At 72.4% G+C, this 24453-nt stretch carries 18 protein-coding genes and 3 pseudogenes; 11 read left to right on the top strand and 10 right to left on the bottom strand.

What is annotated here, in order from left to right:
• Window positions 1–12 precede the first annotated feature (12 nt).
• The 6 genes and pseudogenes from ACZ6EG_RS22200 to ACZ6EG_RS22175 all read right to left on the bottom strand — a co-directional run.
• The gene (locus ACZ6EG_RS22200; protein WP_391970448.1) at window positions 13–1155 is read right to left on the bottom strand and encodes a polyprenyl synthetase family protein; all 1143 of its coding nucleotides are present in this window, start codon (window positions 1153–1155) and stop codon (window positions 13–15) included.
• A gap of 138 nt (window positions 1156–1293) precedes the next feature.
• A pseudogene (locus ACZ6EG_RS22195) lies at window positions 1294–1605 on the bottom strand (cryptochrome/photolyase family protein); the annotation flags it as partial.
• 157 nt (window positions 1606–1762) lie between these two features.
• The gene (locus ACZ6EG_RS22190; RefSeq protein WP_469606836.1) at window positions 1763–3136 is read right to left on the bottom strand and encodes a cryptochrome/photolyase family protein; all 1374 of its coding nucleotides are present in this window, start codon (window positions 3134–3136) and stop codon (window positions 1763–1765) included.
• 62 nt (window positions 3137–3198) lie between these two features.
• Window positions 3199–4722 carry an SDR family oxidoreductase gene (locus ACZ6EG_RS22185; protein WP_391970446.1) on the bottom strand — a complete coding sequence of 508 codons (1524 nt, stop codon included), beginning with the start codon at window positions 4720–4722 and terminating at the stop codon, window positions 3199–3201.
• A 106-nt stretch (window positions 4723–4828) separates the two neighbouring features.
• Window positions 4829–5722 carry an SDR family oxidoreductase gene (locus ACZ6EG_RS22180; protein WP_391970445.1) on the bottom strand — a complete coding sequence of 298 codons (894 nt, stop codon included), beginning with the start codon at window positions 5720–5722 and terminating at the stop codon, window positions 4829–4831.
• A 161-nt stretch (window positions 5723–5883) separates the two neighbouring features.
• Window positions 5884–6306, bottom strand: a pseudogene (locus ACZ6EG_RS22175) (sigma-70 family RNA polymerase sigma factor family protein); the annotation flags it as partial.
• A gap of 37 nt (window positions 6307–6343) precedes the next feature.
• Between ACZ6EG_RS22175 and ACZ6EG_RS22170 the strand changes: the two are divergent.
• From ACZ6EG_RS22170 to ACZ6EG_RS22160, 3 genes are all read left to right on the top strand, one after another.
• The gene (locus tag ACZ6EG_RS22170; RefSeq protein WP_469606832.1) at window positions 6344–6820 is read left to right on the top strand and encodes a MarR family winged helix-turn-helix transcriptional regulator; all 477 of its coding nucleotides are present in this window, start codon (window positions 6344–6346) and stop codon (window positions 6818–6820) included.
• A gap of 88 nt (window positions 6821–6908) precedes the next feature.
• Window positions 6909–7760, top strand: a complete 852-nt coding sequence (locus ACZ6EG_RS22165; RefSeq protein WP_469606827.1) for a phosphotransferase enzyme family protein — start codon at window positions 6909–6911, stop codon at window positions 7758–7760.
• Window positions 7761–7893: 133 nt separating this feature from the next.
• Window positions 7894–8460 carry a hypothetical protein gene (locus ACZ6EG_RS22160; protein WP_469606824.1) on the top strand — a complete coding sequence of 189 codons (567 nt, stop codon included), beginning with the start codon at window positions 7894–7896 and terminating at the stop codon, window positions 8458–8460.
• A gap of 108 nt (window positions 8461–8568) precedes the next feature.
• On the opposite strand, the gene ACZ6EG_RS22155 is transcribed toward ACZ6EG_RS22160, so the two are convergent.
• The gene (locus ACZ6EG_RS22155) at window positions 8569–9858 is read right to left on the bottom strand and encodes a hypothetical protein (RefSeq protein WP_469606821.1); all 1290 of its coding nucleotides are present in this window, start codon (window positions 9856–9858) and stop codon (window positions 8569–8571) included.
• Between the two features lie 570 nt (window positions 9859–10428).
• On the opposite strand from ACZ6EG_RS22155, the gene ACZ6EG_RS22150 reads away from it, so the two are divergent.
• Both ACZ6EG_RS22150 and ACZ6EG_RS22145 read left to right on the top strand, forming a co-directional pair.
• Window positions 10429–11319, top strand: a complete 891-nt coding sequence (locus ACZ6EG_RS22150; protein WP_391970440.1) for an SDR family oxidoreductase — start codon at window positions 10429–10431, stop codon at window positions 11317–11319.
• A gap of 126 nt (window positions 11320–11445) precedes the next feature.
• Window positions 11446–11793 carry a VOC family protein gene (locus ACZ6EG_RS22145; protein WP_391970439.1) on the top strand — a complete coding sequence of 116 codons (348 nt, stop codon included), beginning with the start codon at window positions 11446–11448 and terminating at the stop codon, window positions 11791–11793.
• 76 nt (window positions 11794–11869) lie between these two features.
• Here ACZ6EG_RS22145 and ACZ6EG_RS22140 read toward each other — a convergent pair.
• Window positions 11870–12249, bottom strand: a pseudogene (locus tag ACZ6EG_RS22140) (TetR/AcrR family transcriptional regulator); the annotation flags it as partial.
• Window positions 12250–12542: 293 nt separating this feature from the next.
• Here ACZ6EG_RS22140 and ACZ6EG_RS22135 point away from each other — a divergent pair.
• Window positions 12543–13556, top strand: a complete 1014-nt coding sequence (locus ACZ6EG_RS22135) for a LacI family DNA-binding transcriptional regulator (protein WP_356610298.1) — start codon at window positions 12543–12545, stop codon at window positions 13554–13556.
• Window positions 13557–13616: 60 nt separating this feature from the next.
• Here ACZ6EG_RS22135 and ACZ6EG_RS22130 read toward each other — a convergent pair whose 3' ends face one another.
• On the bottom strand, window positions 13617–14051 hold the full coding sequence (locus ACZ6EG_RS22130) for a VOC family protein (protein WP_391970438.1): 435 nt from the start codon (window positions 14049–14051) through the stop codon (window positions 13617–13619).
• A 467-nt stretch (window positions 14052–14518) separates the two neighbouring features.
• Between ACZ6EG_RS22130 and ACZ6EG_RS22125 the strand changes: the two genes are divergently transcribed.
• The 5 genes from ACZ6EG_RS22125 (at window position 14519) to ACZ6EG_RS22105 (ending at window position 20872) form a co-directional block, all read left to right on the top strand.
• On the top strand, window positions 14519–15613 hold the full coding sequence (locus ACZ6EG_RS22125) for an ABC transporter substrate-binding protein (protein ID WP_391970437.1): 1095 nt from the start codon (window positions 14519–14521) through the stop codon (window positions 15611–15613).
• 71 nt (window positions 15614–15684) lie between these two features.
• On the top strand, window positions 15685–17244 hold the full coding sequence (locus ACZ6EG_RS22120) for a sugar ABC transporter ATP-binding protein (protein ID WP_391970436.1): 1560 nt from the start codon (window positions 15685–15687) through the stop codon (window positions 17242–17244).
• Window positions 17237–18199: an ABC transporter permease gene (locus ACZ6EG_RS22115; protein WP_391970435.1), complete on the top strand. Its 963-nt coding sequence runs from the start codon at window positions 17237–17239 to the stop codon at window positions 18197–18199. The genes ACZ6EG_RS22120 and ACZ6EG_RS22115 overlap by 8 nt, the downstream gene beginning before the upstream one ends.
• Window positions 18196–19230 carry an ABC transporter permease gene (locus ACZ6EG_RS22110; RefSeq protein WP_391970434.1) on the top strand — a complete coding sequence of 345 codons (1035 nt, stop codon included), beginning with the start codon at window positions 18196–18198 and terminating at the stop codon, window positions 19228–19230. Before ACZ6EG_RS22115 ends, ACZ6EG_RS22110 begins: the two co-directional genes overlap by 4 nt.
• Window positions 19231–19369: 139 nt before the next feature.
• Entirely contained in the window at window positions 19370–20872 is a 1503-nt protein-coding gene (locus ACZ6EG_RS22105) for a glycoside hydrolase family 43 protein (protein WP_391970433.1), read from the top strand.
• Between the two features lie 80 nt (window positions 20873–20952).
• On the opposite strand, the gene ACZ6EG_RS22100 is transcribed toward ACZ6EG_RS22105, so the two are convergent.
• A complete protein-coding gene (locus ACZ6EG_RS22100) occupies window positions 20953–24228 on the bottom strand; it encodes a LamG-like jellyroll fold domain-containing protein (protein WP_469606812.1) in 3276 nt (1091 codons plus the stop codon).
• Window positions 24229–24453: the final 225 nt, after the last annotated feature.

Raw genomic sequence — 24453 nt, 5'->3', positions numbered from 1 at the left:
CCCGGCGCCGGGTCAGGACACGTCCTCCGCGCGGTGCGGTGCCATGCCCGTCGCGCGTTCGACCAGCGCCGCGAACTCGTGCCGCACCGCCCGGGGGGCGCCGGTGCGCGCGAAGTGCCGGAGGCCGGCCGCCGCCAGCTCACCGATCCTCGCCTCCACCGCCTCCCGGGCGCCGGTGCGCTCCAGCACCGCCCGTACCCGCTCGACCGCGAGGTCCGACCCGGTGTCCGCGTCCGGCGCGAGCACGGCGGCGGCCTCGTGGTCCGCGGTCGCGTCGGCGATCCGGTGGGCGACGGCCAGGAGGTAGGTGAGCTTGCGCGAGCGCAGGTCGTCCCCGGCCGGCTTCCCGGTCAGCGCCGGGTCGCCGAAGGCGCCGAGGAGGTCGTCGCGCAACTGGAACGCCAGCCCGGCGCACCGGCCGGCGGCCCGCAGCGCCTCCACCGTGTGCTCGTCGGCCCCGGCCAGCGACGCGCCCAGGGCGAGCGGCCGAGCGACCGTGTACAGCGCGCTCTTGAGGGTGGCGACGGCCAGGGCCTCGTCGACGCCGGACGAACGGGCGGCCTGGGCGTGCAGGTCGAGGTACTGCCCGGCGACCATCTCGGTGCGCATCGCCCGCCACTCCTCGTGCAGGCGCGGGCCGTGCGGGGTACCGAGCGCCGTCTCCGTCAGCAGGTCGTCCGCCCACACCAGCGCCAGGTCACCGGCGAGCACCGCGGCGGAGGTCCCGAACGTCTCCGCCGACCCGTGCATGCCCGCGGCCCAGTGCCCGCGGGCCAGCTCGACGTGCAGGGCCGGGGCGCCCCTGCGCTGCAACGACCCGTCCATCACGTCGTCGTGCACGAGGGCGCACGCCTGGAGCAGTTCGAGCGCGGCCGCGGTGCGCAGGACCGCCGTGGGGTCGCCCGAACCGCCCGCCGCCCGCCAGCCGCAGCAGGCGAAGGCCGTGCGCAGCCGCTTCCCGCCCCGTGCGACCAGCGCGGCCACCCGGTCGGCCACGTCCCGCGCGAAGACGGGATCGACCGCACGGGAGTGACGCAGACGCGCGTCGAGGACCTGCTGGAGGACGCCGCCCACGGCGTCCGTCGCGGCGAGCGATGCGAGAGGGTCCTCGACGGTCCCGGCCGGTGCGGGCGCCGTCGTCGGCGGTCCGAGCATGTACAACCCCTTCTCACGTCCGGTCGTCGTCCGGTCATCCGTACGACGATGCTTCCGCCGAGTGCCCTCCCGCGGATGCGCCGATACCCGCCCGGTCCCGCGCGGGTCCCGCACCTTTGGGGACACCGGGCGCGTGCCTCACGGCGGCCCGCCACCGCGCGGACGCCCCCACGCGCGTACCTCGGCGAGGTCGGTGAGCCGGTCGAGCTGCCGTACGGGCCGGGAGACACGGTGGTTGCCGGCCAGCAGGTCCCGGTGGCGGTCCAGGAACGCCCAGCAGCCCGCCGTGTAGGGGCACGCGTGATCGCCGGTGCGGTCCCCGGCCCGGTAGGCGCAGCCCCCGCACAGGTCGCTCATGCGGTGCACGTAGGCGCAGCCCGAGGTGTAGGGCTTGGTCGTCATCCGGCCGCCGTCGGCGTACCGGGACATCCCGACCACGTCGGGGAGCACCGGGTGCGCCTTGGCCCGGTGGAAGCGGCGCCGCCGGAACACGGAGCGGGCCTCGATCATCAGGACGGGCGTGCCGCGGCCGGGACCCGCTCCGTCCGGGGCGGGGAAGTGCGGGCCGAGCTGACCGCCGAAGAGCCAGTGCACCACCGTCGCCTCCTCAGTCGCGGCCGCGGGCGTGCCGGAAGCGGTCCAGCCCGTCGGCGAGGTCGATCAGCGGGGCGGGGTAGTCCAGCGTGGCGCGCCGGTCCTCCGGGAGCCGCCAGGGCTCGTGCACCCTCTTCCCGTCCACGTCCCTCAGCTCGGGCACCCAGCGGTGCACGTAGGCGCCGTCCGGGTCGAAGCGCCTGCCCTGGACCACGGGGTTGAGGACACGGTGGGGGCGGGTGTCGGTGCCGGTACCGGCGACCCACTGCCAGTTGAGCTGGTTGTTGACGACGTCGCCGTCCACGAGGAGGTCCAGGAAGTGCCGGGCGCCGATCCGCCAGTCCACGTAGAGCGTCTTGGTCAGGAAGCTGGCCGTCAGCAGGCGCGCCCGGTTGTGCATCCAGCCCTCGTGACGCAACTGGCGCATGGCCGCGTCGACCACGGGATATCCCGTACGCCCCTCCCGCCACGCGGCGATGTCCTCGGCGGCGTCCCGCTCGTCCCGCCAGTGGTCGTGGCGCGTCCGGTAGTCCTCCGCGGGCGCCTTCGGCCGCGCGGCCAGCACCTGGTGGTGGAAGTCCCGCCAGCACAGCTGCCGCACGAACGCCTCCGCTCCGGGGCCGCCCCGTCCGCGGGCCCGGTGGACGAGTTCCACCGGTGACAGGGCCCCGAAGTGGAGGTACGGCGAGAGCCTGGAGGTGGCGTCCCCCGCCAGGTCGTCGTGCCGGTCCTCGTAGCCGGGCATCCCGGCCCGCGACCACCGCGAGAACCGGTCACGACCCGCCGTCTCCCCTCCGTCCGGCAGGCCCGGCGAGGTGTCCGGTACCTCCGCGCGCTCGGGCAGGGGGTCGCCGCGCACACCGGCGGGGACGCGCACGGTACGCGGTGCGCCGAGGGACTCCCTGGGCGCCTCCTGGGACCAGCGGCGGAAGTAGGGCGTGAACACGGCGAAGTGATCGGAACCGGTCGGTGTCACCGCGCCGGGGGCGACGACGGTCGTCACGGTGTCGTGGGCGTGCAGGGCCACACCGCTGTCGCCGAGCCGCTCACGCAGCCGTTCCTCGCGGTGGTGCGCGTAGGCCGTGACACCCGCGGCCAGGTGGACCTCGCCGGCCCCGGACTCGGCGGCGACCTCGCCGACCACGCGGGCGACCGGGCCCTGGCGGACGACGAGCCGCCCGCCGCGACGGCGCAGCGAGGCGTCCAGGTCGTGCAGGCAGTCGGCGAGGAAGGCCCGGCGGTTGGGGGCGTCGAAGCCGGCCGCGTGGATGCCGGGATCCAGCACGAACAGCGGCACCACCTCGTCCGCCGCCCCGAGCGCGGCGCGCAGCGGCGGATGGTCGTACAGACGCAGGTCCGAGGTGAACAGGACGACCGCGACGGTCATGGCTGGCTCCAGGTGCAGTGGTGCAGTGGTGCAGTGGTGCAGTGGTGCAGTGGTGCGGGGCCCTAGGGCCGGACGGGGCGTCGGCCGCGTGCGGCGGCCCGGGTGATGTTGCGGGCCATGCCGCCGAAGACGACGGCGTGGAAGGGGGAGACGGACCACCAGTAGGCGTGGCCGAAGAGACCCCGCGGGTGGAACAGCGCACGCTGCCGGTAGCGGGTACGCCCCGCGTCGTCCGTCTCGACGTGCATCTCCAGCCACGCCAGTCCCGGCAGCCGCATCTCCGCCCGCAGCCGCAGCAGGTGTCCCGGCTCGATCTCCTCGACGCGCCAGAAGTCCAGCGAGTCGCCGACCCGCAGGCGCTCCGCGTCGCGTCGCCCGCGGCGCAGTCCCACACCGCCGACGAACCGGTCCAGCCAGCCCCGGACCGCCCAGGCCGACGGGAAGGAGTACCAGCCGTTGTCACCGCCGATCCCCTCCACCACCTTCCACAGCGCCTCCCGGGACGCGTCCACGGACAGCTCCCTCTCGTCCTGGTAGAGGCTGCCGCCGGCCCAGTCGGGGTCGGTGGGCAGGGGGTCGCTGGGGGCGCCCGGGACGGAAGCGGACGACCAGCGGGTGGCGACCTGCGCCTCGCGCACCCTCCGCAGGGCCAGGGCCAGTGCTTCGTCGAAGGGCAGCGGCCGGCCCGGGGGATCGGGGACGTAGCGGGCGATGTCGTGTTCGTGGCAGACGACCTCGTGCCGCAGGGACTCCGTCAGGGGCCGGGCGAGGGAGGCCGGCACGGGGGTCACCAGACCGACCCAGTGGCTGGACAGCCGCGGGGTGAGCACGGGGACCGGCACGATGACCCGGCGCCGGAGCCCGGCGACGACGGCGTAGCGCCGCATCATCTCGCGGTAGGTGAGCACGTCCGGTCCGCCGATGTCGAAGGACCGGTCGACGTCGTCCGGCATGGTGGCGGAACCGACCAGGTAGCGCAACACGTCGCGGACCCCGATGGGCTGGGTGCGGGTGTGCACCCAACTGGGTGTGACCATGACCGGCAGCCGTTCGGTCAGGTAGCGCAGCATCTCGAACGAGGCGGATCCCGAACCGATGACGACCGCGGCCCGGAGCACGGTGGCGGGCACCTCGGACTCCAGGAAGATGCGTCCGACCTCGGCGCGGGAGCGCAGATGGGGGGAGAGCGACCCTTCCGGCACGTTCCGCGGAGTGAGACCGCCCAGGTAGACGATCCTGCGGACGCCGGCCGCACGCGCCTGCCGGGCGAAGATCCGCGCCGCGCGACGGTCGGTGTCCTCGAACCCGGCACCGGAACCGAGGGCGTGCACCAGGTAGTAGGCGACGTCGACACCGCGCATGGCCTCGGCGACCGAATGCGCGTCGGTGACGTCCCCCCGCACCTTCTCCGCGTTCGGCGCCCACGGGTGGTCGCGCAGCTTGCCGGGGGAGCGGACCAGGCACCGGACCCGGTGACCGGCTGCCAGCAGCTCGGGCACCAGGCGTCCGCCGATGTATCCGGACGCGCCGGTCACCAGACAGTGCAGCCGCTCCTCGTCCCGCTGTCCCCGTCCGTTCGTCTCCACGGCCCTTCCTCCGGCTCGTCCCAGTCCACCCGGCGCCTCTGTGTGTTCAGCACCTGTTCGCGCTCCGCGCCCGTGACGGATGCACGACGCGCGCGCCGCCGTCCCGTCAACCGGGCGGAGCCTCGTCGTCCGTCCTCCGTCCGCTGCGGCCGCCGGCGCCGAGCATCCCCGTCGCCGAGAACGGCTCGTCGGCGGCGAGGCGGGGCAGCTCGCGCCGCGACAGCCAGGTGACGACCGGCGGCATCGCGGCGCGTACGAGCTGGGTCGAGCGCAGCCATCCCGGTACGTAGACCGACGGCCGGCGTCGCTCGACGGCGTCGACCAGCCGGCCCGCCACGTACGCCGTGGGATACACCTTGCGCGCCGGCGGCGGCATGTGCCCGCGCAGCTCCCGCAGCACGGCGTGCTCGTCGGCGTCGCGCACCATGTCGGTGTCCGTCCAGTTGATGTAGGCGATCCCCACGCCCACGTGCCGATGGGCGACCTCGGCGCGCAGCGCGTGCGCGAACGACTCGACTCCCGCCTTCGACGCGCAGTACGCGCTCATCATCGGGGCCGCCCCGATGGACGCGAGCGAGGCCACCTGCAGGAAGTAGCCCCGCGTGTCGAACAGGTCGGGCAGGAACGACCGGGCGGTGGCGGCGCTGCCGATGAGGTTCACCTCCACGACGCGGCGCCACACCTCGGGGTCCGACTCGGCGAAGGGACCGCCCTCGGCCACACCGGCGTTGGCGATCACGACAGACGGCGGGCCGAGCCGCGCGCGGATGTCGGCGCCCGCCACCCGCATGCCCCGGTCGTCGGTGACGTCGACCTGCCAGACGGCGGAGGTGCCCGGCAGCGAGTCCCGGACCGGGGCCAGGGTCCGCTCCTCACGGCCCAGCAGCGCCACCTTCGCACCCCGTTCCGCCAGGACCCGTGCCAGGGCCGCTCCCAGACCGCGCGCGGCACCGGTCACGACGGCGACGCGTCCGTGCAAGGGCTTCCGGGCGAGGGGCATGGGAGGTTCCTTTCGCGGTGGCTCCTGCCCGGCCCACGCTAGACGCGTACCGGCACGGGGGCATGCCGGCCGCTGCCGCGCGGGCGGGCGAGGCCGGCGCCGTGCCGCGGACACGGTTCTCGCCCCGGTGGACGCGTCACCGCTCCCGGGCCCCGAGGGCCTCAGCGCCTCGCCCCCGGGCCCGGCAGGTCCGCCGCCGCGAGCCTGACCGGGTCCACCACCACAGTGATGTCCGTGATGCGGCCCTCCGCCACGGTGAACGCGACGACCGAGAGCGGGGTGCCGTCCGCACGCCAGGACATGACACCGGGACGGCCGTTCACGAGCACCGCCCGCCCCCGTACCGCCGCGTCGGCCGACAGCCGTGCGCCGGCGGCGACCGCGGTGGCGCCAAGGGTGACGATCACGCCGTCGGCGGTCTCGACGGTCCTTCGCACGTCGGGGTCGAGCACCCGCAGCAGCCCCTCGAAGTCGCCGCGGCGGGCCGCGGCCAGGAAGGCCTCGACCACGTCCCGCTGCTTCCTGCCGACGGCCGCCGGACGCTCCGTCGCCCGCACCTTGCCGCGGGCGCGGCTGGCGAGCAGAGATCTGCTGTGCAGAGTGGCTGCGTTAAGGTTCGGTATGCCCCTTCCGGAATCCACCGCCGTCGCGGCCGAACCGCGCACCGCGATGGGAAAGCTCACGCGGCGCGTGAAACTCGAGGATCAGATGCCCCTCGGCCAGGTGGCCGTCCTCGGCGCGCTGGACCGCAGCGGGGCGATGACGACCAGCGAACTGGCGGCCGATCAGCGCGTACGCCCGCAGTCCATGGCGCGAGCCGTCGGACTTCTCATGGAACAGGGCCTGATCACGCGCCGGGCGCGTCCGACCGACGGCCGCAAGAGCCTCGTCGAGCTCTCACCGCAGGGGCAGGCGCTGCTGGAGGAGGAGCGGGGGCGCAGGGCGGACTGGCTGGCGCGAGCCATCGAGGCGGAACTGACCGGCGAGGAGCGGGAGTTGCTGGCACGGGGCATCGGGCTGGTGGAGAGGCTCGCGGCGCACCAGGTCCCGCCGGCGGAACGGACCGACGCGCCCTCGGCCGGTACCGCGGGGAGGTGACCCGCACCAGGAGCGGCCGCGCGCTCGCTTCGGCACCGCTCCGACGGTGCTTGTCAGGACGTGGCGACGAGGAGAGGGGCGGGCAAGGATGCGGGCGGAGGAGTCCTCGAGGGCGGTGGCGGCGGCCGTGGCGGTCGCCGCGTCGCTCGGCCTGGAAGTCGGCGACGCGGTCGTGCTCCACGACTCGAACAAGCTCACCGTGCGCCTGCTCCCCGGCGACGTACTGGCCCGGGTGGCGCCCGAGGCCCAGCAGGTCGCGCGGTTCGAAGTCGACCTCGCCCTGCGGCTGGCCGAAGCCGGGTGCCCGGTGGCGGCTCCCGACCCCCGGGTGGAGCCCCGCGTGCACGAACGCGACGGTTTCGTGGTGACGCTGTGGACCCACCACGAGCCCGTGGCACCCCGTGAGGTGCCGCCGGCCGACTACGCCGCCGCGCTCGAACGGTTGCACGCCGGCATGCGGAAGGTCGACGTCCCGACCCCGCACTTCACGGACCGGGTGGGGCAGGCACGCCGGCTCCTGACGGACCGCGACCGCACCCCCGCGCTCGCCGACACGGACCGGGAACTGCTCGCCCGCACGCTGAGCGGCCTGAGCCGGGTGATCGGCGAGAGCGGCGGCCCCGAACAACTGCTGCACGGTGAGCCGCACCCGGGCAACCTCCTCGGCACGGAGAGAGGCCCGCTGTTCATCGACTTCGAGACGTGCTGCCGCGGGCCCGTCGAGTTCGACCTCGCCCACGCGCCTGAGGAGGTCGGTGCCCACTACCCGGGAGCGGACCAGGAGTTGCTGCGTACGTGCCGACTGCTCGTCCTGGCGATGGTCACGACGTGGCGCTGGGACCGGGACGACCAGTTCCCCGACGGGCACCGGCTCGGCACTCAGTGGCTCGGCCGGATCCGGGCGGCGGTCGGCGACACCGGCCCGGGCGCCCACGGCTGACCCTCGGCCGGCGGGCAGCGGTGCGGCCCGTCCCGACGCACTCTGGCGTACGCGCGTAGACCTCGGGCACCATCGTCGTGCACCGCATGCTCAACCACCCCACAGGCAGCATGACGTACCGCATGGAGGTCCGATGAAGTCTCCGACCGTCCCCGGTGGCACCTCGACGGAACCGCAGCGAAGGCGCCACCGCACGGCTGGCACGCGCCTCCGGTCGGTGGTCACGGCCCTCGCCCTGGTGGCCGCACCGGGTGCCGTGGTCGTCGGCGGCGCCGGCGACGCCTTCGCGGCCACGAAGATCAGCCACGCCACCGCGACGTCGATGTTCCGCGAGGTCGGCATCACCTGGTCGTCCTCCGGCAACTGCTCCAACCGGAACAACGCGACCTGCACCTCCTTCGACCAGCTCAACCTCGCCACCGCCCAGGGCGCCCAGACCCTCAAGCGGGCCAGCGGCTGTGCGCTGAACGTCACGGGCGGAACCGAGACGGGGCACGCCTCCGGCACCTACTCGCACTGGAACGGCTACAAGCTGGACTTCAGCAAGTACACGTGCGTCGGCACCTACATCAAGAACACCTTCACCTACATCGGCGTCCGCGGTGACGGCGCACCGCAGTGGCGATCCGGCTCCGGCAACGTGTACGCCGACGAGGGCAACCACTGGGACGTCACGTACTACAACTGCGGCGGCTGCTGAGGCGCCACCGCGGTCCGCGACACGGGACCGGGGCACGCGCGCGACGCCCGGACGGGCCGGCGCGTGTCCCGCGGGCCGTTCGCGGCGCCCGGTGGCGTGCTCGCGGGGTCAGCAGGTGGGCACGCCCGGGAGCCAGGCGTCGGCGACGTCGATGAAGACGTTGGAGACGTAGCCGCCGTAGTCGGGCAGGTACGACCACGCGTCGTTGCTCTGACCGTCGTGGTCCACGCGTTGGCCGTGGACCTGGCACCTCACCCGCACGGTCGTGGGACCGGGCAGGTTCGCCACGCGGGTCGAGGTGGTCGTCGCCTGCTGCCGGACGCCGACGTCGGTGCCCGACGTCGGGAAGGACGTGGTGTCGCCCCCGCCGTCCGTCCACAGGTAGGTGACGGTCACCCAGCCGTTGTCGTCGAGGCCCACGTTGTAGAAGGTTCCGTCGGCCAGGTCGATGCCCGCCGGGTTGGCGACCTGCCGGCCGAACTCGTCGCGTCCGCCGTTGTAGTCGTCCTCGTAGGCGGCCTGCGCCTCGGGCAGGCCCCTCGGCAGGTCCTTCCACTGCTCGCGCTGTGCGGAGGGGTTCCAGTGGTCGTCGTGGGTGTTCCAGGGACCGACGTCCCACACGGGCGCCGTCTCGCAGCGGACCGGACCGCACACCTGCACCGAGTACTGGCCGCTGCCGGCCGGAGACAGCGCCCGGCGCGACGGCAGTGCCACGAAGTGGTCGTCCTCGCGGATGACGTGACCGTTGGCGGTGGTGTGCCCGACCAGGCCCTCACGGGTGGCGTAGACCCTGGCCGAGAAGGCGGAGGCCGCCAGCTCGGGACCGGCGGGGACGCTGCCCGCGTCGTCCGCCGTCAGGGTCAGTCCCCGCACGGCGGCGGTGGCTCCGCCCTCGGCGTTCCACAGGGTGAGCCGGGCCTGGACGTCGACGACACGACGCGGCAGCTGCGTCGCGGCGCCGGTCGCCGCGCTCCGCCACTCGGTCCACGCTCCGTCGGCCGACCGCCCCCGGACGTCGACCTCGGCGCTCGCCGCCGCGGGCACCGTCGCGTCGAGGGTCACCGTGACCCGGTTCACCGGCCGGTCCACGTGATGCGACTCCAGTACGGCGGAGGCGTAACCGCCGTCACGGCCCAGGGACGCGGGGCTGACGGAACCGTCACGCACCCTCAGGGCACCCTCCCGGTACTGGACGTTGACGTCGTCGGCTCCGGTCCGGGAGAGGTCCGGCTGCCAGGACACCGGCGCGGACGACGAGGTCTCGGCGGCCGGTGCCGGCGCCGAGGCCAACGCGGTACCGGCCAGCGAGATCAGGCACACCGCGCCGGCCAGCAGGGGCGCGGACCGCGTTCCGCTGCGCGGGGCGGAGGTGCGGCAGGAGGTGGGAGGGGTCAGCATGCGGGCACTCCCGAAGGCCAGGCGTCATGGACGTCGCTACGGATGGGGGAGACGCAGCCGCCGTGGTCGGGCGGGTACGACCCTGCGTCGTTGCTGTAGCCGTCGTACTCCACGGGTGCGCCGTGCAGCTGGCAGGCCACGCGGACGGAGGCCCCTCCGGGCGGCGTCGCCACCCGGGCGGAGTCCTGCGAGGACTGCTGACGGACGCTCACTCCGTGCCTCACGTCGGGACGGGGTGCCCGTGGTGCCGTCGTCGCCGGGCACCATGTGATGCCCGACGTCGTGCGCGGTCCCGGGGGATGCCGGTCCGTAGCCGTGGAGGTGGCGGGTCAGCGCCGCCGACGAGCAGGTGCAGGGCGTCGGTGAACCAGCCGGGCCGACCGCCGACCGCCGGCTCCCGGCCCCGGTCGGCAGCCCATGCCTGCTCACCTGGTGCGGACCTGGTGCGGACCGGCGCGAAGGGGGCCCGGCGTGGGGGCGCGGCGGCGGTCGGATGATCCGGGGCTTTTCGGACCGCCCGGCCAGGGAACACGGTCGCTGACTTCGCTCCACGAGAAACAGGAGGCCGACGTGGCGGACGACCAGCGTCACCAGCAGGACCCGACGAATCAGTACCCGCGCCCCGACTTCGCCGCGCAGGACCAGCCGCATCCGGGCTGGACCGGGCCGATGGACCCGCCGCCCGACCACGGTGAGGAGTCGTACCGCGGGTCGGGGCGTCTGGTGGGCCGCAGGACCGTCATCACGGGCGGCGACTCGGGCATCGGCCGGGCCGTGGCACTGGCCTTCGCCCGGGAGGGCGCCGACGTGCTGTTCACCTACCTCGAGCAGGAGGAGGACGAGGCCCGGGAGACGTCCCGTCTGGTGGAGGAGGCCGGGCGGAAGGCCGTGGCCGTCTCCTGCGACATCCGCGCGGAGGAGAACTGCAGGGCGCTCATCGACCGGGCCGTCTCGGAGTTCGGCGGCATCGACGTCCTGGTGAACAACGCGGCCTACCAGATGTCCCAGCCGGACGGCATCGAGGCGATCCCGACGGAGCAGTTCGACCGGGTCGTGCGGACGAACCTCTACGGCATGTTCTGGCTGACGAAGTTCGCCGTGCCGCACATTCCCGCGGGCGGCAGCGTCATCAACACCACCTCGGTCCAGGCGTACAAGCCCAGCCCGCACCTGTTGGACTACGCGATGACCAAGGGGGCGATCGTGACCTTCACACAAGGTCTCGCCCAGATGCTCGCTGAACGCGGCATCAGGGTGAACGCGGTGGCGCCCGGTCCGGTGTGGACGCCGCTGATCCCGGCGACACTGCCGGACACGGCCGAGTTCGGCAAGCAGAGTCCGCTGGGACGTCCCGCGCAGCCGGCCGAGCTGGCACCCGCGTACGTCTACCTCGCCTCGCAGGAGGCCGGCTATGTCACGGCGGAGATCATGAACGTGACCGGTGGGACGCCCCTGCCCTAGCACCGCTCTCGGCGCGGCCCGGCGACGGGCGCAGCAATGGCGACGGGCGCAGCAACGGCGACGAGTCCCGTCCGGTCGGGGAGTCTGTCCTGGTACGGACGCGCCCCGTAGCGAAAGGCCCTCATCATGCTCTTCACTCACGTCGTCGCGGTCGCCCCGGTGAGCGACATCGAGTCCGCGGTGGCCTGGTACGAGCGCTTCCTGGGGCGCCCGGCCGACGCCAGGCCGATGGCGGGGCCGGCCGACTGGCACATCGCCCCGTCCGGCTGGCTCCAGGTGTTCCAGGACCCCGAGCGCGCCGGGGCGTCGCTGGTCAACCTCGTGGTGGACGACCTGGACCAGGCGCTGTCGGACCTCGCCGGCCGTGGCATCACCGCCGGGGCGATCCAGCAGGGTGCGCGGAACGTGCGGTTCGCCGCCGTCCACGACCCCGACGGCAACCGCGTGACGCTGATCGAGAACCCGGTCACCTAGCCCGTGGGAGTCCGGCGGCCGGACCGCCGGACTCCCGCAAGGGCGGGAGGAGGACCGGAAGAGCCCGCCGACGGGCTCACTCGCCTCCCCGGTCGGTCGCCACCGCCCGGCGCACGCACTCACGCAGCAGCGCGTGACGCCGCTCGTACACGGAGGCCGGCTCCTCCGCGGTCGCCGCGTAGGCGTCACCCACCGGCGACCAGGCCATGGACATGGCGATGACTACGGCCAGGACGTCGAAGGGGTCTCCCTGGCGGACGAGGCCGGCGGCCTGGGCCTCGGCGATCGCGCGCGGCTCGGGGTCGTCGAGGCGGTCGGTGTCCTCGACCAGGTGACCGGCGGGTGCCGCTTCGGACGTGCCCGCGGGGCCGGTCGGATCAGATCGGGCCGCCGCACATACTCTTCGTACAGGCTTACGGTTCGGTGGGCGAGATCGGCGGCGTCGATCGGGTCGACGCACGGCACGGCATTGCCGCGGACGTCGACCGTCCGGGCGCAACGACATCCGCTGCCGCTTCGTGCTCGACCTGTCCGACCTCGACTGGACGGCGGGGCGCGATCGGGGCGCGTCCGGCACGCGGACGGCCGCCGCTCACCCGGGCCGCGCGGGGTGACCAGTGCCTTGTCAGCGTGACGACAACGGATGTATAACGTTGTAAAACCAGCGCACGGGCTCGGCGCACGGCTCACGGTGACGGCACCGGTTCCGCACCGGCCCCCCGAGTCGGGTCGCTCAGGAAGGGAATGCCGTGCGGGTCAGCCTCAAGGACGTCGCCGCGCACGCGGGGGTCTCCATCAAGACCGTCTCCAACGTGGTGAACAACTTCCGGCACGTCACCCCCGCCATGCGAGAGCGCGTCCAGCGTTCCATCGACGAGCTCGGTTACCGGCCCAACCTGACCGCCCGGCACCTGCGCGCGGGACGCACGGGCATCATCGCCCTCGCCCTGCCCGAGCTGGGCAACCCCTACTTCGCGGAGCTCGCGGCGGCCGTCATCGACACGGCGGCCGAGCACGACTACACCGTGCTCCTGGACCACACCGGCGGGCGACGCGAGCAGGAACTCCTGGTCAGCCAGGGGTTCCGGGCCCGGGTCATCGACGGGCTGATCCTCAGTCCCATCGAGCTGGAGGCCGAGGACCTGCGCGACCGCGCGGGAAACGTGCCGCTGGTGCTGCTGGGCGAACGGGACTACGACCTGCCGTACGACCACATCGCCATCGACAACGTCGCCGCCGCGCGCGCGGCGGTGCGGCACCTGGTCGGGCTCGGGCGCCGCGAGGTCGCGTTCATCGGCGCCCGGCGCGGGCGCAACGAACCCGCCCAACTCCGGGTACGGGGCTGGCGCGAGGAGCTGACGGCCGCGGGCCTCCCGGTGGACGACGCGCTCGTCGCCGCCACCGACGGCTGGGGGCACGCCGACGGCGCGGCGGCCATGACCCGCATCCTCGACGCGGGAAGGCGCCCCGACGCGGTCTTCGCCTACAACGACCCGATGGCCATCGGCGCGATGCGGGTGCTCCATGCGCGGGGACTGCGGGTGCCGGAGGACATCGCGGTGGTCGGTTTCGACGACGTGGTCGAGGGACGGTTCGGTGCGGTGACCCTCACCTCGGTCTCGCCGGACAAGGGGGCCATCGGCCGCCTCGCCGTGGAGTCGGTGCTCGCCCGGCTCGGCGGAGCCGCTCCCGAACCCCGGCGCGTGTGGGCGGAGTACCGCCTGGTCGAGCGCGAGAGCACACTGGGCCGCGGCGCGGTGTGACGAGACGGGACCCGACGGCGACGGGACCGTCGCCGCCCGGGCCCCGCGGTCCGCGCGCGCTCAGTCGAGACAGAACTCGTTGCCCTCGACGTCCTGCATGGTGAGGCACGACTCGTTCTCGTCGTCGGCGAGCAGCAGCCGTCCGCGCACCGCGCCGAGCGGGACCAGCCGCGCGCACTCGGCCTCGAGGGCGGCCAGGCGCTCTTCCCCCACCAGCCCGGTGCCGACCCGTACGTCGAGATGCACCCGGTTCTTGACGACCTTGCCCTCGGGAACGCGCTGGAAGTACAGGCGCGGGCCCACGCCGGAGGGGTCGTAGCACACGAACCCGGCCCCCTGGCGCTCGGGCGGCAGTGAACGGTCGTAGTCACCCCACGTGGCGAACCCCTCCGGCGGCGGCGGTACGACGTACCCCAACACCTCGCACCAGAAGCGGGCCACCCGCTCGGGTTCCGCGCAGTCGAAGGTGACCTGGAACTGCTTGATCGACGTCATCGGGTCATCGTAGGGGTGCAGTTCACCGCTGTCTCCGTCGTTTCGCTCCCGGAGGGGTCTCGACGCGGACGGCCCGCCCCTCCCGTGCCGGTCGGTCACCTGTCGGTCACGTACGCGGGTCCGCACCGGCGCGGCGGGGCGGGCGTCGGCCGGCCTCCGCGGGACCGTCCGCGTTTCGATTCGGGAGTTCGCGCGCACCGCGAAGCGCCGGGCCGCGGAGCGGTCGGACGCGCTCCGTTCGCACCCGGATGCCGCGACGAGGACGAGGTCACCCGGACGTCCGCGCCCCGTCCCGTTCCGCGCGGCCCGCCCGCATGTCGCGCACAGGGGGTTTACAGCCCCCTTTCAACGATGTAAAACCTCATTGCGGCGGACCTGACAACGTTGGCCGCGGGGGAGTAGCGCCACCTCTGCTCGTCTGCGCGGCTCCCCAATTCCCTCTCAGAGTCGCCCGGATCGGGGTCACCATGCAGCGCAGCACGCACCGTCCGCACCTCCTCGCCCGTCCCGTCCTCGTGGCCCTGGCCGCCGCGGTCGCCCTGACCGCGACCGCCTGCTCGAAGTCGGAGGACGACGCTTCGGGCGACCAGGAGTCCACCGCGGCCGCCGGTTCGGAACAGAAGGTCGTCACGCCCGCGCCGGGCAGCAAGACCTGTGCCATCGACGCCTACGGGGCGGAGAAGATCGACCTGAAGAACGCCACCGTCGGCTTCTCCCAGTCGGAGAAGGAGGCCAACCCCTTCCGCATCGCGGAGACGCGGTCCATCAAGGACGAGGCCGGGAAGCGGGGCGTCAAGCTGCTGACGGCCAACGCCCAGTCGCAGTTCTCCAAGCAGATCAGCGACGTGCAGAACCTGCTGGCCAAGGGAGCGGACCTGCTGGTTATCGCCCCGCTCAACTCCGACGGCTGGGACCCGGTGCTGCAGGCCGCCGCCGCCAAGAAGGTGCCGATCATCACGATCGACCGCAAGATCAACGCGGACCCCTGCAAGGACTACGTCTCCTTCATCGCCTCCGACTTCGTCGAGCAGGGCCGGCGCGCCGCCGACCAGATGATCGAGGCCACGGGTGGCAAGGGCGAGGTCGCGATCCTGCTCGGTTCCGCCGGTAACAACGTCACCACCGAGCGGACCAAGGGCTTCAAGGAGCGGCTCGCCGAGAAGGCCCCGGACCTGAAGGTCGTCTTCGAGCAGACCGGCGACTTCGCCCGCGAGAAGGGCCAGCAGGTCACCGAGCAACTCATCCAGTCCAAGCCGGACATCAAGGGGATCTACGCCGAGAACGACGAGATGGGCCTCGGCGCGGTGACCGCCCTCAAGGGCGCCGGCAGGAAGGCGGGCGACGTCCGGATCGTCACCGTGGACGGCACCCGCAACGCCGTGCAGGGCGTCGTGGACGGCTGGATCAGCGGCGTCATCGAGTCCAACCCGCGGTTCGGGCCGCTGGCGTTCCAGACGCTCGACACCTTCACCAAGGGCGGGGAAGTCCCCCAGGACATCATCATCCAGGACGGCGCCTACAACGCGGACAACGCCAAGCAGGACATCGGCAAGGCCTACTGACCACCCCGAGGGGCCCGCAGACTCCGGGCCCCTCCGCCGCTCCCGAACCCCTTCTCCTCCTGGAGGCACAGGTGGCACCCCCCGCCGAAGTCCTCGCCGTCCGCGGACTCAGCAAGACCTTCCCCGGCGTCCGGGCCCTGGACGACGTGGACCTGACCCTGCATCCCGGCGAGGTGCACGCGCTGATCGGCGAGAACGGCGCCGGCAAGTCGACCCTCATCAAGCTCCTCACCGGCGTCCACCGGCCCGACGCGGGCACCCTCACCCTCCAGGGCCGCGAAGTCTCCTTCGGCACCCCGCTGGAGGCGCAGCGGGCCGGGATCTCGACCATCTACCAAGAGGTCAACCTCATCCCGCTGCTGAGCGTGGCCCGCAACCTCTACCTGGGCCGCGAACCACGCAACCGCTTCGGCCTGTTGGACGTGGCCCGCATGAACCGGGAGGCCGAGGAGGCACTCGCCGCCCACGGCGTCCGGGTGGACGTACGGCAACCGCTGCGCACCCTCGGTGTCGGAGCCCAGCAGATGGTCGCCCTGGCCCGGGCCGTGGCGACGGACGCCCGGATCGTCATCATGGACGAACCGACCTCCTCGCTCGAACCCCGCGAAGTGGCGACCCTGTTCTCGGTGATCCGGCGCCTGCGCGACGCGGGGATCGCCGTCGTCTACGTCAGCCACCGCCTCGACGAGCTCTACGCCGTGTGCGACACCGTCACCGTGCTCCGCGACGGCCGCCGCGTGCACCACGGCCGGCTGGCCGACCTGGACCGCCTCTCCCTGGTGTCCACCATGCTCGGCCGGGACCTGGGGGAGGTCCGCGAGGAGGGAGCGACCAAGTTCTCCGGCGACCACGACGCCGTGGACGCCCAGCCCGTCCTCCACGCGGAGGGGCTGACGGTGCCGCACAAGCTGCACGACGTCTCCGTCAGCATCCGCCCGGGTGAGGTCGTGGGCCTCGGCGGCCTGCTCGGTTCGGGACGCACCGAGACGGCGAAGGCCGTCTCCGGGGCCCTCGCCCGCAGTGCGGGCCGGGTCACGGTGGCCGGCGTACCGTTGCGCGGCGGCTCCACCCCGGCCGCGATCCGCGCCGGGATCAGCCTGCTGCCGGAGGACCGCAAGAGCGAGGGCATCGTCCCCGGGCTGTCGGTCCGCGAGAACATAGCGCTCGCGGCGCTGCCCCGGCTCTCCCGCTTCGGCCTGGTCTCCGAGGCCCGCGTGGACAGCATCGTCGACACCTTCGTCAAGCGGCTGCGCATCAAGGCGTCCTCGCCGCACCAGAAGGTCGGCGAACTCTCCGGCGGCAACCAGCAGAAGGTGCTCCTCGCCCGCTGGCTGGCCATGAACCCCAAGGTGCTGCTGCTGGACGAGCCCACCCGCGGCATCGACGTCGGCGCCAAGGCCGAGGTGCAGAAACTCGTGGACGAACTGGCCGGGGACGGCCTGGGCGTGCTGCTCATCTCCTCCGACCTGGAGGAACTGATCGAAGGGTCCGACCGCGTGGTCGTACTGAAGGACGGTGCGGTCGTCGGTGAGCTGACCGGCGACGACGTCACCGAGGACAGGCTGATGCGCACGATCGCCGGCGGCGACCCGGCACCCGACGCGGCGAAGGAGGCCGGCACCGATGGCTGAAGCCACCCTCCGCACCGCCCCGCTCGACAAGGCCCGCCTCCTCCAGTGGTTGCAGACCTACGGCGTCTACGCGGGCGTGGCGCTGCTCCTGGTCGTCAACATCGTCATCACCCCGCACTTCCTGTCCGCGGAGAACTTCCGCACCCAGGCCGTGCAGGTCGCGCCCGTCATCATCGTCGCGCTGGGCATGGCCCTGGTCATCGGCACCGAGGGCGTCGACCTGTCGGTCGGCGCGGTGATGGCACTGGCGGCCTCGGTGACGGCCCTCTACCTCGGCTACGGACTGCTGCCCGCCCTCCTGGTGGTGGCCCTGTTCGCCGCCGGGGCGGGGCTGGCCAACGGAGCACTGGTCGCGTTCGTCGGGGTCCAGCCCATCGTGGCCACGCTGGCCCTCATGGTCGGCGGCCGGGGCCTGGCCCTGGTGCTGCTCCCGCAGCTGAAGGACCTGCACAACCCGGCGCTGGCCTCCCTCGGCTCAGGTGACGTCCTCGGGGTCCCCTACCTCATCCTGATCGCCGCCGTGCTGGCGCTGCTGGTCGCGTTCGTGGTCCGCCGCACCACCTTCGGCCGGCAACTGCTGGCCATCGGCGACAGCCGCCCCGCCGCGCAACTCGCGGGCCTGCCGGTGCGTCGCGTACTGATCATCGTGTACGTCGCCTGCGCCCTGCTCGCCGCGGTGGCGGGGGTGCTGGCCACCGCCCGGCTCCAGGCCAGCGACCCGACCTCGCTGGGCAACCTGATGGAGCTGTCCGCCATCACCGCGGTGGTGGTCGGCGGCACCCCGCTGACCGGCGGCCGGGTCAACATCGCCGGCACCGTGGCCGGAGCGGTGCTCATCCAGCTGCTCACCGCCACCCTGATCAAGCACGATCTGCCCCCGTCGTGGACCCAGATCGCCCAGGCCATAGTGATCGTGTGCGCGGTCTACGCGGCACGGGGACGAGGGAAGCGATGACCGTCACGAACACGGACACGCCCGTGACCACCGCGAGCAACGCGGCCGCGGACACCGAGGGACCGGTCGGCTCCGCCCGCTCCGAACGGCTGAGTGCGCTGGTCCAGCAGCACGGCGCGCTGGCGGTGCTGGTGATCGTCTCGATCGTCGCCTCGTTCAGCTTCGACTCGTTCGCCACCGGCGACAACGTCTCCAACATGGCCACGAGTTCGGCGTTCCTCGCCATCGTCGCGCTCGGCATGACCTTCGTCATCGTCACCGGTGGTATCGACCTGTCCGTCGGCTCCCTGTTCGCACTCGGCGGCGTCCTCGCGGCCTGGGGCTCCCGGCACGGGACCCTGGTGGCGCTGCTGCTGCCCCTCCTGGTCTGCGGCCTGATCGGCGTCGTCAACGGCCTGCTGGTGGCCCGCTCCCGCCTCGCCCCCTTCATCGTCACCCTGGCCGCCATGCTGGGGGCGCGGGGACTGATGCTGGCCCTCACCGACGAGGGCGCCAACACCTACCTGATCGGCAAGGGCTCCTTCCTCGCCGAACTCGGCCAGGGCAGCACCCTGGGCCTCGGCAACCCGGTCTGGATCACGCTGGCGCTGTTCGTCGCGGGCGCGGTGGTGCTGCGCCGCACCCGCTTCGGGCAGCACGTCTACGCGGTCGGCGGCAACGAGGACGCGGCGGCCCTGATGGGCGCCCCCGTGGCCCGTACCAAGATCCTCGTCTACACCCTGTCGGGAGTGCTGGCCGGTCTTGCCGGCGCGCTGAACGCCGCATGGCTCGCGTCCGGGGTGACCATCCTCGGCAACGGCATGGAACTCGACGCCATCTCGGCCGTCGTCATCGGCGGCACCCTGCTCACCGGCGGCCTCGGCTACGTCAGCGGATCGCTGGTGGGCGTCCTGCTCCTGAAGGTCATCCAGAACGTCATCAACCAGATCGGATCCCTGGACTCCTCGTACCAACTGGTCGTGAGCGGCGCCTTCCTGGCGCTCGTCGTGATCGCCCAGACCTGGCTGGGCCGCAGACGGCAACTGATGTGACACGCACCGGACGCGGTGACCGTGCCCCGGGCACCCGGCTGCCGCGTCCGGCTCCGGTCGGGCGACCGTCCGGTGGCACGCGGCCCCAGCTCGTCCCCCCACCGTCCGCCCCAGTGCCCACTCCATGGAGGTCCCAGCCATGACTGCCGGAACGACCGGGCTCCTCGCCAGGTCCTGTGCCTCGCTGCTCGCCGGCGGGCTCCTCGCCCTGCTCTCCCCGACCCCCGCCGTCGCCGCCCCCGTGTACACGACGGCCGAGGCGGGCAATCCCTTCGTCGACGGCTGGTACGCCGACCCCGACACCGAGATCTACGACGGCCGTTACTGGGTCTACCCGACGACCTCGAAGAGCTACGCCGAGCAGACCCGGCTCGACGCCTTCTCCTCGACCGACATGGTCCACTGGACCAGGCACCCCGACGTCCTGAGGACGGCGGACATCCCCTGGGCCGAGTACGCCCTGTGGGCGCCGGCGCCGGTGGAGCGCAACGGCAAGTACTACCTGTACTTCGCCGCCAACGACATCCAGAGCGACGCGGAGCTCGGCGGCATCGGAGTCGCCGTCGCCGACCGGCCGGAGGGCCCCTACAAGGACGCCCTGGGCAAACCGCTCGTCTCCCGGTTCCACAACGGCGCGCAACCCATCGACCAGGACGTCTTCATCGACGACGACGGCCAGGCGTACATGTACTACGGCGGCTGGCACCACGCCAACGTCGTCAAGCTCAACCCCGACATGACGAGCCTCGGCACCTTCGCCGACGGCTCGACCTACAAGGAGATCACCCCGGAGAACTACACCGAGGGCTCCTTCATGTTCAAGCGTAACGGCACCTACTACCTGATGTGGTCCGAAGGCGGCTGGACCGGCCCGGACTACTCGGTGTCCTACGCCATGTCCGACTCGCCCACCGGCCCCTTCAGGAAGATCGACCGAGTGCTCGCCCAGGACCCGGCCGTCGCCAAGGGGTCAGGCCACCACTCCGTCGTCAACGTGCCGGGCACCGACGTGTGGTACATCGTCTACCACCGCCGCCCCCTCAGCGAGACCGACGGCAACCACCGGCAACTCGCCTACGACCGCCTGTACTTCAACGAGGACGGAACCATCCGCCGGGTGCGGATGCAGGTGAAGGACAACTTCGCCGACCGCAACGCGCTGGGCTGGAAGACGTACGGCGGCTCCTGGTCGGCCGGTGACGGAAGCTACCGGGTGAACCGTTCCCAGGGCGGCAAGGCGCTCCTCGACACGAACTTCGCGGACTTCACCCAGGACGCCGACGTCACGGTCACCTCGGGCGGCGGCGACGCAGGTCTGGCCTTCCGGGTGACACGGCCGTCGATCGGCTGGGACAGCTACTCCGGCTACTACGCGGGCATCGGCCCCGACGGCAGGGTCGTCCTGGGCCGGGCGAACGACGACTGGACCCAACTGGGCACCGCGCGGGTGCCGACCGCGCCCGGCACGACCCACCGCCTGCGCGTCAGCGCCGTCGGCTCGTCCCTCAAGGTGTACGTCGACGACATGACGACGCCGAAGATCTCCGTCAGCGACGGCACCTACCGCAGCGGAGCCAACGGCGTCCGGGTCTTCGACGCGGCCGCCTCCTTCGACAACGTGGCGGTGCACCCGGCGCAGTGACCTCCGGCCCGGTCGTCCCCGGCCGCACGCACAGGGTCCCGGCGAGTGGTGGCTCGCCGGGACCTTCGCGCGCCGGAGGCCTACGGCTTGCGCTGTGCGTGCAGGGCGCTCACCTCCTCGGTGGTGAGGGCCCTGTCGTAGGCCCGGACCTCGTCGACGGCGCCGTTCCAGAAGTCGGTGTCGGCACCGTTCCACTGGGCGCGCCCCACCGCGAGGGGACCGGTGCCCACGTAGTTCGGGCCGGCCGTCGCGGTCGAGACGGGCTTCCCGTCGACGTAGAGCCTGATCTGGTTGCTCGCGTCGTCGCGCACCCCGACGAGGTGGTACCAGCGCCCCCTCTCCGGTGTGATCGGCAGCCGGGCGCGCTGCTCGCCGGGCGTGCTGAAGGCGAAGGCGCCCTGTCCGTACTGCAGATAGAACGGGCTGGCCTGGTGGCGGCCGTCCTGGCTGACGGCGGTGGCGTAGTTGCCCGGGAGCGCGTCGAGGGTCACCCAGGCGGAGACCGAGTAGCTCCCGGTCGTGTCGAGCACCGGGCCGTCGGTCTCGGCGTGCGCTCCCGCACCGTCGAACCTCAGCGCGCTGCCGCTGACCCCGGGGGTCCAGGTGGTGCCCTCGGAAAGGGTCAGCGCCGAGCCGTTCGGGCCCTCGTCGGCGGCGGTGGAACCCGCGCCCTCGTCCAGGGCCCAGTGCCCGCCGCCCTTCAGTTCCTCCCGGTCACCCGCGGCGGCGCCGGCCGCGATGACCTTGCGGTTGACCTCGCGCACCCGGACGGGGTCGACCTTGATCTCCCGGCGGTCGTAGGTGTAGAGGCCGTTGAGCTCGTTCTCCAGGTCGGAGATCTGCGTGTAGACGGAGCCGGACAACTCGGCACCGGCCTGGTCGAGGTAGAACCTCTCGGTGTTCTCGACGTACTTGCGGGTCAGTGCCTCCTTGTCGGCCACCCCGCTGTAGATCACGGTCGGGGCGCCCGGCCACATGTGCCCCGGGGTGCGCAGGGTGAAGCCGCCGTGCTCACCGTCCATCGCGGCCCGGTGGTCCGGGAACGGCGGGTCCTCGTTGTTGTAGTCGTGGTGGTCGATGATGTCGCCCTTGCCCGAGTCACCCTTGGAGTTGCAGCAGTTCACACCGCTGTGGGCGTTGACGATCCGGGACGGGTCGGCGGCCTTGACGGCCTCGGCGATGCGACCGCTCTCCTCGCGGTCCCACTCGCCCCAGCCCTCGTTGAAGACGATGTTGCCGATGACCGAGGGCGCGTTGTGGTGCTGCCGCATCGCCTCCATGCCCTGGTCGACGAACGCCTTCTGTCCGGCCGTGTCGGTGACGTTCCCGGAGACGAAGTCCTGCCAGACCAGCAGACCGAGCCGGTCCGCGTGGTAGAACCACCGCGCCGGCTCCACCTTGATGTGCTTGCGGACGGCGTTGAAGCCCAGCTCCTTGTGGGCCTTCAGATCGAAGGCGAGGGCCTCGTCGCTGGGCGCCGTGTACAGGCCGTCGGGCCAGAAGCCCTGGTCGAGGGTGGCGAGGGAGAAGACGGGCTTCCCGTTGAGCACCAGCTTCGGATAGCCGCCGACCTCCTCGATGCCCACCTCGCGCATGCCGAAGTAGCTGTCGACCGAGTCCTTCGAACTGCCGTCGGTGAGCGACACGTCGAGGTCGTAGAGGTAGGGGTCGTCGGGGCTCCAGAGGTGCTGCTTCGCCACGGGAAGGCGCAGCTCCTCGTTGGCCGGTCCGCTGATCCGTCCGACGACCTTGCCGCGCCTGTCGCGGGCGACGGCCTCGACGCGGGCCCCGGCGGAGGCGCCCTCGGACTCCACCGTCACGGCGAGGGAACCGCTGTCGATGTCGGGCGTCGTGACTACGTTGTCAATGGACGTCGCCGCGACCGGTTCCATCCACACCGTCTGCCAGATGCCCGACGACTGCGTGTAGAAGATGCCCCCGGGGTTGGTGGACTGCTTGCCCATCGGCTGGTTGGCGCCACCGGTGTCGGTGACGGCGACGACGACCTCCTGCGGGCCCCTGTTCTTGAGCGCGTCGGTGATGTCGGCGCTGAACGCGGTGTAGCCGCCGGTGTGTTCGGTGACCTCCTTCCCGTTGACCCACACGCGGGCCTGGTAGTCCACCGCTCCGAAGTTGAGCTTGAGCCGGTCGCCCTTGCCGCCCTTGCCGACCTTCCAGTTCTTCGGCACGTCGACGAGCTTGCGGTAGAACATGTGGTCCTCGTGCCGCTCCAGCCCGGAGAGCTGCGACTCGACCGGGAACGGCACGACGATCCGCTCGTCGAGGTCCTTGCCGAAGACCGGCATCTCGCCCGCCTCGGCGGCGGCGAACTGCCAGGGGCCGTTGAGGTTCTTCCACGCGGAGCGCACCTGCTGGGGGCGCGGGTACTCCGGCAGCGGTCGCTTCTCGTCGAGCCGGTCGCCCCACTCGGTGGTGAGCCGGTGGACCGAGTCGTTCTGCGCGTAGCGGATGAACTCCGGTACGGTCTCGCCGCCGGAGGTGAGCCCACCCTGGCCGTCGTAGGTGAGCTTGACCTGCTGGTTCTTCTGGATGGGTGCCGCGAGCGTGATCTCCAGGGCGGTGCGGTCGCGGCGGGACACCGTGACCGACTCGATCGGCATGGGCGTGGTGTCGGCCTCGATCTCCAGGCGTTCGGCCAACGCCGCGACGTCGCCGCCGGCCTCGCCCTCGAAGCGCGCCATCACCCGCCGGCCGTCCTCGGCGACCGACGGCTCGACCGGATAGACCTCGAACCCGGCCGGGGGTGTGAACGCCGACATCGGAACGGCCTGCTTGGGCAGGGTCGGAGTGGACCAGCGCAGGAACATGTTGGCCCCGCCGGTGTCCTGGAACATCTCCAGGCGGAATTCGTGCTTCTCCCCGGCGGCCAGCCTGACCGCCGCGCTGGTCTGCTCGTTGTCCCAGTCCGGCTCCCAGTGGTCGATGACGGGTTCGTCGTCGATGAACAGCCGGAAGCCGTTGTCGCCGCTGGCGTGGAAGGTGTAGTCCCCGGTCGCCGGTGCTTCGATCTGCCCGGTCCAGCGGGCGGTCGTGTGCTCCGTCCTGCCGGTGAGTTCCTGGAACGTGCTGGTCAGGCCGGAGAAGTTGATCTGCGGGTCGAGAACGGTGCCGCCGAGCTCGGCGAAGTCCCGTGCGCCCGGCGCCGACATGGCGAAGTACTCGCCCTTCAGGCCGTGCACCGCGACGGCGGCCTGCTCGGCCGCGGGGGCCGAGACACCGGCGGGCGCCCCGGCGGCCGACGCGGTGGACATCAGACCGGTCGTGGGCAGCGCCAGGGCCGCGGCTGTCAGCAATGCCCACGCTCTCGCTCGTGGGCGTGCGGTACGTCTTGTCATCGAACCTTCCTCGCAGTGGGGTCCCGGACCGGGACGAGTCGGTCGGACGGCACCGGCTGGGCGGCACCGTGGAGATCGTGGGCGCGAGCGTTCGTCGGGTGGATCTGCGTCGAGGTGCTCTTCCAACGTTGGAAATCGAGCGACAGCGGAATGACAACACGTCGATCCGTCACTGTCCAGACCCCCGGATCCGGTTCGTGGAGCGCCAGTTGAGCGCCCCGGCAG

Source organism: Streptomyces sp. NPDC041968 (genome assembly GCF_055589025.1).
This window is presented reverse-complemented; position numbering and strand designations above follow the sequence as displayed.

Excerpts from the sequence above, each read along its gene's own strand:
- ACZ6EG_RS22200 (WP_391970448.1), bottom strand. The coding sequence starts at position 1,155 with ATGCTCGGACCGCCGACGACGGCGCCCGCACCGGCCGGGACCGTCGAG.
- ACZ6EG_RS22190 (WP_469606836.1), bottom strand. The coding sequence starts at position 3,136 with ATGACCGTCGCGGTCGTCCTGTTCACCTCGGACCTGCGTCTGTACGAC.
- ACZ6EG_RS22180 (WP_391970445.1), bottom strand. The coding sequence starts at position 5,722 with ATGCCCCTCGCCCGGAAGCCCTTGCACGGACGCGTCGCCGTCGTGACC.
- ACZ6EG_RS22170 (WP_469606832.1), top strand. The coding sequence starts at position 6,344 with ATGCCCCTTCCGGAATCCACCGCCGTCGCGGCCGAACCGCGCACCGCG.
- ACZ6EG_RS22165 (WP_469606827.1), top strand. The coding sequence starts at position 6,909 with ATGCGGGCGGAGGAGTCCTCGAGGGCGGTGGCGGCGGCCGTGGCGGTC.
- ACZ6EG_RS22160 (WP_469606824.1), top strand. The coding sequence starts at position 7,894 with ATGAAGTCTCCGACCGTCCCCGGTGGCACCTCGACGGAACCGCAGCGA.
- ACZ6EG_RS22155 (WP_469606821.1), bottom strand. The coding sequence starts at position 9,858 with ATGCTGACCCCTCCCACCTCCTGCCGCACCTCCGCCCCGCGCAGCGGA.
- ACZ6EG_RS22145 (WP_391970439.1), top strand. The coding sequence starts at position 11,446 with ATGCTCTTCACTCACGTCGTCGCGGTCGCCCCGGTGAGCGACATCGAG.
- ACZ6EG_RS22130 (WP_391970438.1), bottom strand. The coding sequence starts at position 14,051 with ATGACGTCGATCAAGCAGTTCCAGGTCACCTTCGACTGCGCGGAACCC.
- ACZ6EG_RS22125 (WP_391970437.1), top strand. The coding sequence starts at position 14,519 with ATGCAGCGCAGCACGCACCGTCCGCACCTCCTCGCCCGTCCCGTCCTC.
- ACZ6EG_RS22115 (WP_391970435.1), top strand. The coding sequence starts at position 17,237 with ATGGCTGAAGCCACCCTCCGCACCGCCCCGCTCGACAAGGCCCGCCTC.
- ACZ6EG_RS22110 (WP_391970434.1), top strand. The coding sequence starts at position 18,196 with ATGACCGTCACGAACACGGACACGCCCGTGACCACCGCGAGCAACGCG.
- ACZ6EG_RS22105 (WP_391970433.1), top strand. The coding sequence starts at position 19,370 with ATGACTGCCGGAACGACCGGGCTCCTCGCCAGGTCCTGTGCCTCGCTG.
- ACZ6EG_RS22100 (WP_469606812.1), bottom strand. The coding sequence starts at position 24,228 with ATGACAAGACGTACCGCACGCCCACGAGCGAGAGCGTGGGCATTGCTG.